This is a genomic window from Pyxidicoccus fallax (assembly GCF_012933655.1).
Lineage (GTDB): Bacteria > Myxococcota > Myxococcia > Myxococcales > Myxococcaceae > Myxococcus > Myxococcus fallax.
This window is the reverse complement of sequence record NZ_JABBJJ010000388.1, coordinates 1-11,084: the sequence shown is the minus strand read 5'-3', so window position 1 is coordinate 11,084 and position 11,084 is coordinate 1. Positions and strand designations below refer to the sequence as shown.

Here is an 11,084-nt window from a genome sequence, read left to right as displayed (position 1 = left end):
GTCCCGGCCCCTCGCCCGTCCCGCCCGGTCCACGCTCGTGGGGCTCGCGCTCGCGTCGCTGCTCGCGTGCTCGGTGCTGCCGCTGATGAGCCGCAGCGCCTACGGAGACCTGTCCGGCATCTACACGGATCACCTTCGCCACGCGCACCTCACGTGGCTCTTCCTGCACGAGGGGCTGGACATCTACCGCGAGCCCTACGGTGCCGTGGCCGCCCGGGTTCCCTAGCGGCACCCGGTCGCCGAGCAGTGGCCGCGCTACCGGGCCGTGGCGCTCGCCCCGCTCGCACTGGGCGCGACGTGGCTCGCGGTTCGGGGACGGCCGTGCTGATCCTCTGGGCCCTGCTGCTGCACCGTCAGGTGTGGGGAGGTACGCCCGACCTCCTCGTCGCCGAGGTGCGGGGGATGCTCGCCAACCGAGCCCAATGATTCCGAGACCTTGGCGCCTCACCTGCGCCCGCGCCCCGCGTGGCCCGGAAAAGAGTCAGGTCCCAAGCAACTCCGGCACGTGGGCTCCGATAATCAAGCAAGCTCCATCATCCATAATTTCGCGAGGCCCCCCATGGGTTTCCCCGACATCAAGAAGACCTTCAACACCGTTCGCACCAACGTCCAGCAGACCGTCAAGAAGACCTACGAGGACAACAAGGAGCTCATCAAGGGCGGGGTCGCGGTCGCCACCAAGAGCTCGAAGGCCATCGGGTTCACCAAGGACGCCTTCCAGCAGATCAAGAACATCAAGAACGGCGCCGAGGGTCTGCTCGGGAAGACGAACCTGGAGTTCATCCGCAACCCCACCTTCGACAAGGGGTTCAAGGGCCTGAGCAAGTTCGGCGCGCAGATGAACGCCACCATGCGCTACGCGGGCATCCCCGGCGCGGTGATGGCGGGCGCCACGGCCGTCAAGGACATCCGCCAGGCCATCCGCACGGGCAGCAAGGACGACATCATCACGGCCACCCGGTCGACGCTGGACGCGACCAAGGCCGGCATCACCGCCGCGACGGGCGGCATCGTCGGCGGCAAGGTGATGGGCGGCGTGCTCGGCGGCACCATCATGAAGGGCAAGCTGGACGCCGGGATGAAGGCCGTGGACGCCTTCAAGAAGTCCCTCCCCAACGCCAGCGACGACGTGCTCAAGGCCGTCAAGAACGCCGCCACCAAGGGCATCTTCGAGGGTGGCACGGTGAAGAACGTGGGCCGGGCCATCAGCTCCGCCGCGGGCGACGCCGCGAAGGCGGGCAGCACCCTGGCCCAGGGCATCCTGGGCAGCGGCACGCGCTCGGCCGCCAAGGCCGCGCTGGGCACGGTGAGCCGCGAGGCCGGTGAGGCCGCCGTCAAGGCGGGCGCGAAGGCCGCCGCGGGCACCGCCGCCAAGACGCTGGGCCGGTTCGCTCCGGGCGTCAACGTGGCCATCGCCGCCGTCGACGTGGCCAACGCGGGCGCGACGCTGATGGACAAGAACGCCAGCACGGGCAAGAAGGTGACCTCGGTCATCACCGCCGTGGGCTCCGTCGCCGCGGCCACCAACATCCCCATCGTCAGCCAGGTGGGCGCCGCCGTCTCCACGGTGTCCAGCATCGTGGGCGCCTTCTTCTAATCAGCGGCCATCCATTCGCGGTTTGTCAGAGCGGCTCGGCTGGACTATGCCTAGGTCCATGCCGAGCCGTCGCTTTATCCCCCATTGGCGCGGACGCTGGCACGCTTATCTCCCAGGAGCATTCGTGAGCAGCAAGCAAGGGACTCAAGGACCAGGCCGGGGTGTCGAGCGCCTCCTGAAGATCAGCCCGGTGGTGAGCACCGCCTCCGCCGAGGCCCTCAAGCTCCCCAGCGTGGAGGCGCCCTCCCTGGAGGGAATCTCCGTGCGCGTTCCCACCCCGGACGACCTGACCGAGGAGGACCTGCTCCGCGCCTTCCACGAGAAGCGCCGGGCCCTGGCCACCACGCGCGAGCGTCAGCAGGGCGAGTCGCTGGAGATGGGCGACGACGTGCAGCTCAACATCGTGGGCTACTGCGACGGGAAGCTCATTCCCTTCTCCGCGCGCTTCGGCATGACGACGGAGCTGGCGCCCATCGAGGCGCTGCCCGGGTTCTGCGAGGCGCTGGTGGAAGGCGGCAAGGTGGGCGAGTCCATGCAGATGGCCCTCGTGCTGCCGGACACCTACCCGGTGGAGTCTCTCCAGGGGAAGCCGGCGCGCTTCCTGGTGGACATCGTGGCCGCCCGACAGGTGACGATGCTGCCGGAGACCTCCTCCGAGTTCCTGGAGAAGCTCGGGATGGGCGGCACCCTGGAGGAGGTCATGGTCAACCTCCGAGAGGAGCTGGAGGACGAGCTCGCGGGGCAGCTCTGGGTGCAGGCCCAGAACCTGGTGCTGGACGAGGTGGCCCGGCGCACTCCGGTGGAGCTGCCGCGGGCGGTGGTGGACGAGGAGCTCCGCCGCCGCTGGGTCCAGGCCGAGGGCCAGGCCATGGTCGAGTACCAGTTCGACGTCGAGGAGCAGCAGGAGGCGCTCCGGGGCTGGCTCACGGACCCCACCACGCGCGCGGACGCCGAGCGCCGGCTGCACATCGGCATCGCGCTGAAGGCCGTCACCGAGGCCGAGAAGCTGCAGCTCACCCCGGAGAAGCTCGAGGAGCTGATCCGCACCTATATGGAGCCCTTCGGGTTCACCGCGGAGGACGTCCACGCCGCCCTGCGCGAGACGCCGGAGACGACCAAACGGCTGACGGAGCTGGCCTGGTACCTGCTCGCCGTGGAGTACGTCATGAACAAGGCGAAGGTCACCTTCGAGGGGGCGGAGGCGGGCTGAGGCGCTTCGTCAGCCCTCGCTGAACCACAGCCCCAGGCCGCCCAGCAGGCCCATGCCCAGGAACAGCGCGGCGAGCCCCCACGTCTGGCCGCGCGACCACTTGAGCGCGTCACCGTACCGGTAGCCACACACCAGGACGAGCCCGGCGAGCCCCAGGCAGATGGACACGGGCCCCAGGGCGACCAGGGCCTTGCGGGCCGTTCCGCTCACGTCCAGGAGCGCCAGCAGCAACAGCGGCCCGAAGCAGACGACGAGCAGGACGAGCAGGAGCGCGAGGCCCCCCCGCCCCTCGGGAGTGGACAGCTCCATGAAGTCCAGGAACTGCCGCCACCAGGAGCGGGGCGGCTCCAGGCTGTTGCGCTGACGTCGGGGAGAGGTGGGCGACACGCTCGGAGGCTCCAGGGACGTGGCCCGGCCCCACGCTCACGCGGAGCGAGGGGCCGGGGCGCCATGGAACGTCTTCTAGTTCAGCCCGGCGCCTGTTTGAAGGCACTCGGGGGGCGCCGCCTCAGCCGAGGCGGGACCAGAAGGAGCGGCGCGAGGAGATGCGCTCGAGCGCCTCCTGCAGCTCCTCGTCGAACTCGGCGCGCGTGGCGATGTCCGCCATGGCGATGATGCCCACGAGGCGGTTGTCGCGCTCCACCACCGGGATGCGGCGCACCTGCTTGCGGCCCATCAGCTCGATGAGGTCATGGATGGAGTCGTCCGGGGTGGCCACCTCGAGGTCCTCCGAGGACATGATGTCCGAGACGCGCACCTGCGAGGGCTGGCGGTCCTCGCTCATCGCGCGCACCACCAGGTCGCGGTCGGTGACCACGCCGAGCAGCCGGCCCTGCATGTCCGTCACCGGCACGATGCCCACGTTCTCCTCGCGCATCAGCCGCGCCACCTCGCGCAGCGTCTGCTCGGGCAGCACCGTCTTCATGCCGCGGCTCATCACGTCGCTGGCGCACAGGGGCTCCTTCGCCCAGCGGCCACGGCGCATCAGGCCGAGGCCCACGCCCGCGGCACCCAGCCCCGCGGCGGCGAGCGCCATGGTGCGTCCGGAGGGCCGGCCACCGCGCTCGGGCTGCTCCTCGTAGCGGCGCTCGTAGTTGACGTCATACCGCTCCGCGGGCCGTTGCGTGTTCCAGTCCTCGGTGCGGTAGGACGGCTGTCCGCGCGTGCCCTCGTAGCCGCCGCGGTAGGTCTCGCCTTCCTGCTCGTAGCGGCGGGACTGGTCGCGCCAGCCCTCCTCGCGGCCCTGCGGCACGCCGATGCGCTCGGCGCTGTAGGTGCCAGTCTCTCCGCGGTAATTCCTGCCGTAGTCCTCGCGGCGGTCGGAGTAGCGGGAGTCCTCGCGCCCACGGCTGCCTGCCCCGCGAGCCAGCGCCTCGCGATAGAAGTCGCGGCCCAGCCCCGAGGTGCCCGAGGTGCCAGTCAACCCGCTGCCCATCCCGTAGGTCTGCCTGCCGGCGGTGTCCTGCGGCCGGGTGCCACGGCTGCCCGTCAGGTCATCACCGGTGTTGCCAGTCGTACCACCGCGGTTCAGGTCGCCAGTGTTGTTGGGCAGGTCGGTGTTCTTGGGAGTCATCGCCATGTCATCTCTCCAGGGAGAAGGGTGTGAGGCGCACTCAAGGTGCGCGCCGTCCTGGAGACTGCCTAGGGGCCTTCAGGGGCTACCCTGTTCGCCAGTCCGCAGGTCACGCCGGCGGGTTCGGGAGTTCCCGGCCCCCGGCCGCGCGTCCGTGCGCCGAGCGAGCACACGACGCGGCCGACCCATTCCTCCGCGCCGTGTCCACCTCTCGCGGTGAGGATACCGCCATCATCGGGGACGCCATGGACGTCAACGAGCCCTGGGCTCGAAGTCCTTCCGGGCGCGTGGCCTTCGAGCCCTTCAGCCCTTGGTGCTTGCCTCCTGCGCCAGTGCGCTGAACGTAAGCTGTGACACGCCAGCTTGCGGGTCCCGCGATGAACCAATCCGAGGCAGGGGGAGCAGGGAAGGAGCACACGCACTCTGGCGCCGGCACTCCTGTGCCGAAGAAGGCCTGGTTCGACAAGCTGTGGAGCCGGGTGGGGACCGCGGAGAACGAACGCTGGTACGTGGTGGGGGCGCAGCTCGTGGCCATCCTCACCTTCTTCCTGGCGCTCCTGACGACGTTCATCGGCGAGCAGCGCCTCCGGCAGGAAGCCATCAGCAACACGCGGGCCGAGCTGCGAGCGGTGCTCCAACGCCTCTACACCCTCCCGGCGGAGGACGTGAAGCTGAGGCTCCAAATCTCCGCCGAGACGGGGACGTCACAGCCCAGCCCGGTGGGCGGCTACGTCATCGCCGAGCAGCACATGCTCATCCGTCACGCCTCGGAGCTGCTCGCGGAGCTGCGAGAGCTCAACGGGCAGGTGTACTCCATCGAGTACGGGCTGGTGGCCCATGGGCTGATATTCCAGGGGGACTTCAACCAGGCGGAGGCTCTGTTCAAGGAAGCGCTCGAGGGCAAGAAGAACGTCATCGACGAGGTCGTCGCGCTGCGCGGCCTGGCGGCCATTGCCTTCACACGGGGAGATCTCACCAAGGGTCGGGAGACCTACGAGCGGACCATCGAGGTGACCACCCGGCACGCTCCGTCTCCGGACTACGCGGTCCGCACGAACGCGGAGACGTACCTGTTGTGGACGCAGACGGAACTCTTGCAGGCCGAGTGCATACCCGCACTCCAGCAGTTGCAGAGCGGGCTGCAGCTTGTCGCCCAGGTCAAACCCGGATTGCGCGAGGGCATGAAGGAACAGTTCGACCAACTGATTGCGCCGTTCCGAGTGGTCTGCGCCTCGCTCCAGCTTCCTCCCGGCGTCGGTGGGAGTGGGCGGGACTGACCGGGTGCCGTGAGGAACACCAGCACCCGGCGCCTTCTGGCTTGCGGCGGCCCGGAGTGTCCCGGCAGGCTCTGTCCTTCTGGAAGGACACCCCATGCCCATCTCGCCGCGCCTCACGGTTGTCGGACTCGTCTGCTTCATGGCGGCGCTTCCGGCCCTTGCCGCCACGCCTCCGCCCGTCCGCATCCAGCCGGCCCGCATCGACGCGGTGTTCAAGGCCTACGACAGCCCCTCGAGCCCGGGCTGTGCCCTCGGCATCTACCAGGACGGCCGGGTCCTCTACTCCAAGGGCTACGGCATGGCGGACCTGAACCAGGCCACGCCCATCACCCCCAAGACGCTGTTCGACGTGGGCTCGGTCTCCAAGCAGTTCGCCGCCGCGAGCATCGTGCTGCTGGCGAACGACGGGAAGCTCGCGCTGACGGATGACATCCGGAAGTACCTGCCCGAAATCCCAGACTACGGGACGCCCATCACCGTCGACCACCTGCTCCACCACACGAGCGGACTGCGTGATTACAACCAGCTCCTCCACCTCAAGGGCTACCACTACGAGGACGTCACGGATGACGACGACGCCCTGGAGGTCATCGCCCGCCAGCGGGCCCTGAGGTTCAAGCCAGGCACGCGTTTCGAATACAGCAACACCGGCTACTTCCTGGCGGCGCTCATCGTGAAGCGCGTCACCGGCAAGACGCTGGCCGCGTTCGCGAAGGAGCGGCTCTTCCAGCCCCTCGGCATGACACGGAGCCACTTCCGCGACGACCACACGGCCATCATGCCCGGCCGCGCCACGGCCTATGCCCCGTCGAGAAAGGAGAAGGGGGGCTACCAGCTCGACATGTCGAACTGGAACCAGCTGGGAGACGGGCAGGTCCAGACCAGCATCACCGAGCTGGTGAAATGGGAGGAGAACTTCTACAGCGCCCGCGTCGGAGGGCGCGCCCTCATCGACGCGATGCAGGAGCGGGGCGTGCTGAACACGGGCGACAGCACCCGCTACGGCCGGGGGCTCTTCCTGGACACCTACCGCGGCCTGCAGCGCGTCCAGCATTCCGGCTCATGGGGGGGGTATCGCGCCCTGCTGACGCGCTATCCCGCGCAGCACGTCTCGATTGCCGTCCTCTGCAACCGGGCGGATGCCCGGCCGAATCTCGCCGATGAGGTGGCGGACGTCGTCCTGGCCGACGCCTTCCGCGCGGCCGAGCCGCGGCAGGAGGCGAAGGCTCCCGCGCCCGCAACGCCGAGCGCGCCGGAGCCCGCCCCCACGGACGTGGGCCGGTACGCGGGGCTCTATTACGACGAGGCCGCGCAGCGCGTGGTGCGGCTCCTCCAGGAGAACAGCCAGCTCCAGTTCAGCTACAGGGGAAGCAACCGTCCCCTGCGGGCGGTGGGCGGCGAGCGCTTCCAGATGGAGGGAGCCCCGCTCTTCTTCGCCTTCGCCCACGGGAAGCTGACGCTGATACGCGGCGAGGAGACGCTGGGAGTCCTCGAGCGGGTGCAGCCGGTCACGCTGTCGGGCGACGACTGGAAGCCGCTGGTGGGGACGTATTACAGCCCCGAGCTGGAGACCACCTGGCGCATCGAGCTGAAGGACGGGAAGGCGGTGCTGAAGGGGCGGGCCGTCGGGACGCATCCGCTCGAGCCCACCTTCGCCGACGCGTTCAACACGGACGCCGGCTTCCTTCGCGTGACGCGTGATGGCGCCGGACGGCCGACGGGCTTCGTCTTCAGCGACCTGCGGTTCGAGCGGAAGGAGCGGTAGGAACGGCGTATCCCGGGCGCGCTCACTTGCCGTTGCGCGCTCGCGATTCCTCCAGGAAGTGACGCAGCAGCTCCGGCTGCAGCCAGACCGTCATTCGCTCGCCCTTGCGAGGCGCGAAGAACGCCCCTGTGTCCACCCATGTCTCTCCCAGACGCAACCGGACTCCCACGCCGGACATCGGCTTCTCCGAGCTGTACGTGAGGGGCAGCGCCCCCCGGTGCACCACGACGGGCTGATGGACGCCGTGGGGGAAGGTGAGGAGTTCCGCCTCCACGCCCGTCGGCGCCGCGACGTGCAGGACGGTCTTCTCACCGAGCAACAGGGGCTCGAAGCGGATCTGATACCCCAGGGGGCTGTGAACGAGCGCGAGCCAGTGAAAGCGGTCGTAGGCATCGGGCCGGGGCCCCACGTGCTTCCACCACAGCCGCCAGAGCGGCCGCGCACGGTTCCAGTACTGCTGCGCATCCGTCGCTTCCCAGGCGCCCGTGGCCCGGAGGTTGTTGAGGAGCTCTCCAGAAGGCCCTGCGCGGAAGGGGTACACGTCATCGTTCGCCGCGGGTGACTGCACCGTGCCGAACCACTCCATGAGCCCATCCTCGACCCGCAGCGCGAAGGGCTCGTCGTTCCGGACCTCCCTCCAGGGGGCGTCGAGCCGGCTCGTCAGGAGGCTGGCGCGCTTGGAGAGGGAGACCTTCACCCGGAACACCCGGCCATCGGACGGCATGAAGGCGGACGACGCGTAGCGCGCGTCCAGCTCGACCTCGCCCGGGTCGACTCGCAGCCGCGCCAGGGTGGCCGGAGCCGGGCGGAGCCCCAGCGCCGCCGCCAGCACCATTCCCTGGAGGCGGGAGACGGGGGAGGGTGAGGACAACAGCTGCTCGAGTCCCGGCCGTGCCAGCCCTCCGAGGGTTCCAAGCTTGTCTCGCAGCTCCAGCAGCTTGCGTCCCTCGATGAGCAGCTTCGACTCGGGCTGGGGGCCGACGCCACACGGGCTCACGGGAAGCTCCTCGACGAGCCCCGGGGGCGCCTGCTCCACCTCCCAATACGCCACGAGCCCCAGCCCCCGCTGCACGGACTTCGCCGCCACCGCGCTCAGCTCCGGAAAGAGCTGGAGCTGGTCGGGGTGCACCCGACGCGCCGTGAGGACCTGGAGGAACTCCAGCAGTCCCGCGCGGGCCTCATCGTCCCGGGAGACCACGGCCAGCAGCTCCAGCCTGGGCAGCAGCGACTCACCGAGGGGCAGGAGCCGGGCCTGCGCCTCGGCCCGCTGGGCGGCGTCGCCCGACACGAGCCAGCCGAGCAGCTCCTCCTCGCTCTGCGTGCCCGTGTCGGGCCGCAGCTGCTCCGGGGCCATCCAGGGCCAGGGCGGACGGGAGCCCTGACCGTCCCCGCTCCCAGTCGAGCCCTCCGCCTGGGGCAAGGGACGTGTCGCATAGAGCCCGAGGGGGGCCCGGGATGCGGTGCCGCCGGCACATGCCGGGGTGACGAAGACCAGGGTCCACAGGACCGCTCGCGGCGCGGCGCGCATCATCTGTCCGTCAGCTCAGCGGGCGCCGGGGACGCGCTCGAACAGGCGCGTCGGCTCACCCTTGTACGTGCCGCGCGCGAACTCGCGAAAGCCGCACTTGTTCGCGACCTTGACGGACGAAGCGTTCTCCGGGTCGATGAGGCACACCGTGCGCTCGGGGCCGAACCGGCCCTCGGCCCACGCCAGCATCGCGCGCACCGCCTCCGTGGCGTACCCCTTGCCCTGAGCCTCCGGAACGAGCGCCCAGCCGGCCTCCTTCGCGCCTCCGAGCGACGGCTGGATGTCCCTCCGGAAGTCCGCGAGCCCCACCTCGCCGATGAACCGGCCCGTGGCCTTCTCGCGCACCACCCAGTACCCGAAGCCCATGACGTCCCAGTGGCCCACGTAGCGCAGCAGCCGGGACCAGCACTCCTCGCGCGTGGACGGCTTGCCGCCGATGTAGCGGGTGACCTCCGGGTTGCCCCACATCGCGGCGGACTCCTCGTAGTCCTCGAGTCGATGGCCTTGCAGCGTGAGGCGCTCGGTGTCGACGGTGGGGATGACGTTGGCGGGCATGGACCTCACTCCTGGGCAGCCTGGCTGCGCAAGCCGCCCACGCTACCAGAGTCGGGCACGAGGGCCACGGGCGCGGGAAAAGCGCTTCACGCATGAGGGGCTTCGGCTTCGGCACCTCGCGGGCCCGGGTAGGTTGCGCGCCCGGAGGAAGAACCGATGCTCAAGCCCCTCGCCACGTGTCTCATGCTGCTCGCCCTGGCCGCGCACGCCGCCGCTCCGAAGCCGGAGGACGCCGTCATCGAGGCGCTGCACGCGGGCTGCGAGGCCTTCCGCACCGGCAACGAGAGCCTCGCCGCCGGGTTCCTCGGCGACGGCTTCACCCTCACCGACACGTCCGGTAACGTGACGACGCGTGAGCAGACGCTCCTCGAGCTGCGAAACAAGGAGCCGCGCTACGAGGTCTTCCGCAACCACGACATGAAGGTGCGGCTCTACGGGGACACGGCGGTGGTGAACGGCATCACCTCCCTGAAGGGGGTGGCCGGTGGAAAGCCCTTCACCTCCGAGCTGCGCTTCACCGACACGCTCATCAAGCGCAACGGGAAGTGGCGCCTCGTCGCCAGTCACGTGTCTCCGCTCCCGAAGCCGAAGGAGGAGAAGCAGGGCCGCGCGGCCCCCGCCGGGCGCTGACAGTTGGCCGCCAACCCGCCTGCCCATGACTGGGCAGGCTCACACTCCACCGCTCAGGCGCGGCGGCCTCACGACGCCAGCAACAGACGGGGACTCCCGCGGGCCGTCATGTCGCCATCTGGACCTGGCACTGGAGCTGAATCGATGACTCATCGACCACGGGCGTGAGCACCAGCTCGAAGCCGGCGTTGCCCGGGAAAGACACCGTGAGCGGCGCGGTCAGCGACGATGGCTGGATCCACTTTCCCGGTGCGTCCGGCGAGTTATCGACGAGATAGGACCATGTCACAGAGGGAGACGGCGGCGAGACGTTGAAGCCCGGCAGTTGGTTGAGCGCATTGGCGAGCGTGCCTCCGACCGCGTCGATGCGTGTCGACGAAATATCGGCAGAGATACCGAACCGGAGTCCCAGAGCGTAACACGTCCAGACAACCGATACCGCGATGCAACCACTCGGGTTGGCCAGCGCCGAACCGAGAGGACTCGCACTCTTGACGCTGTCGACGAACGTGTTCACCTGCTCTACGGAAAGCGTCTGGCTGCCGTTCCCCGCCAACGGCGATGAAACACTTTGGATGAACCGCATGTCCTGCGACTGCGTGGTGACGGCGAATCCGTCATTGAGCTTCCCAAGCGTGAACTCCGAGTCGAGGGAGTTCGTGAATGTGACACTGACATTATTGCTACCCATGGTGGTCTTTCCTTGCTTGACGTGATGCTTCGCGAAATGCTTCCTGCGGCGACTGGCGGGAGAGGGGGGCGACGGCACAGGTCGCCTCCTCGGGCCTGGTTCCAGGCTGATTAGATCTCCAGCGCCTTGACCTCTCCGCCGACATTGGGGACTTCAGGGCGTTCCTCCACCTTGGGGCCAGTGTTGTGCGCTCCCTCGCCTGGCCCGTTGACGCCCCCTTCCTCTGCCTTGCCTTCCTCATCAGCCCCCCCACCACCC

11 protein-coding genes are annotated in these 11,084 nt (G+C 69.2%); 6 read left to right on the top strand and 5 right to left on the bottom strand.

The genetic code is table 11. From position 1 onward, the window contains the following. The 3 genes from HG543_RS45935 to HG543_RS45925 all read left to right on the top strand — a co-directional run. Positions 1 to 226 (top strand): hypothetical protein (locus HG543_RS45935; RefSeq protein WP_169351306.1); only part of this gene is annotated, 226 nt, incomplete at its 5' end. 333 nt (positions 227 to 559) lie between these two features. Further along, positions 560 to 1,597: a hypothetical protein gene (locus tag HG543_RS45930; RefSeq protein ID WP_169351305.1), complete on the top strand. Its 1,038-nt coding sequence runs from the start codon at positions 560 to 562 to the stop codon at positions 1,595 to 1,597. Positions 1,598 to 1,721: 124 nt separating this feature from the next. Then, positions 1,722 to 2,807: a trigger factor gene (locus tag HG543_RS45925; protein WP_343073601.1), complete on the top strand. Its 1,086-nt coding sequence runs from the start codon at positions 1,722 to 1,724 to the stop codon at positions 2,805 to 2,807. A 9-nt stretch (positions 2,808 to 2,816) separates the two neighbouring features. On the opposite strand, the gene HG543_RS45920 is transcribed toward HG543_RS45925, so the two are convergent. Both HG543_RS45920 and HG543_RS54790 read right to left on the bottom strand, forming a co-directional pair. Continuing rightward, entirely contained in the window at positions 2,817 to 3,194 is a 378-nt protein-coding gene (locus HG543_RS45920) for a hypothetical protein (RefSeq protein ID WP_343073600.1), read from the bottom strand. 121 nt (positions 3,195 to 3,315) lie between these two features. Further along, complete coding sequence (locus HG543_RS54790; protein ID WP_246357770.1) at positions 3,316 to 4,386, bottom strand: CBS domain-containing protein; 1,071 nt, start codon at positions 4,384 to 4,386, stop codon at positions 3,316 to 3,318. Positions 4,387 to 4,820: 434 nt separating this feature from the next. On the opposite strand from HG543_RS54790, the gene HG543_RS45910 reads away from it, so the two are divergent. After that, on the top strand, positions 4,821 to 5,657 hold the full coding sequence (locus tag HG543_RS45910) for a tetratricopeptide repeat protein (RefSeq protein WP_169351304.1): 837 nt from the start codon (positions 4,821 to 4,823) through the stop codon (positions 5,655 to 5,657). Positions 5,658 to 5,751: 94 nt separating this feature from the next. Beyond that, positions 5,752 to 7,422, top strand: a complete 1,671-nt coding sequence (locus tag HG543_RS45905) for a serine hydrolase domain-containing protein (RefSeq protein WP_169351303.1) — start codon at positions 5,752 to 5,754, stop codon at positions 7,420 to 7,422. A gap of 22 nt (positions 7,423 to 7,444) precedes the next feature. Here HG543_RS45905 and HG543_RS45900 read toward each other — a convergent pair whose 3' ends face one another. Both HG543_RS45900 and HG543_RS45895 read right to left on the bottom strand, forming a co-directional pair. Next, entirely contained in the window at positions 7,445 to 8,776 is a 1,332-nt protein-coding gene (locus tag HG543_RS45900; protein WP_169351302.1) for a hypothetical protein, read from the bottom strand. A 189-nt stretch (positions 8,777 to 8,965) separates the two neighbouring features. Next, on the bottom strand, positions 8,966 to 9,505 hold the full coding sequence (locus tag HG543_RS45895; protein ID WP_169351301.1) for a GNAT family N-acetyltransferase: 540 nt from the start codon (positions 9,503 to 9,505) through the stop codon (positions 8,966 to 8,968). Between the two features lie 156 nt (positions 9,506 to 9,661). Between HG543_RS45895 and HG543_RS45890 the strand changes: the two genes are divergently transcribed. After that, complete coding sequence (locus HG543_RS45890) at positions 9,662 to 10,135, top strand: nuclear transport factor 2 family protein (protein WP_169351300.1); 474 nt, start codon at positions 9,662 to 9,664, stop codon at positions 10,133 to 10,135. 106 nt (positions 10,136 to 10,241) lie between these two features. Here HG543_RS45890 and HG543_RS45885 read toward each other — a convergent pair whose 3' ends face one another. Further along, on the bottom strand, positions 10,242 to 10,826 hold the full coding sequence (locus HG543_RS45885) for a hypothetical protein (RefSeq protein ID WP_169351299.1): 585 nt from the start codon (positions 10,824 to 10,826) through the stop codon (positions 10,242 to 10,244). Positions 10,827 to 11,084 lie beyond the last annotated feature (258 nt).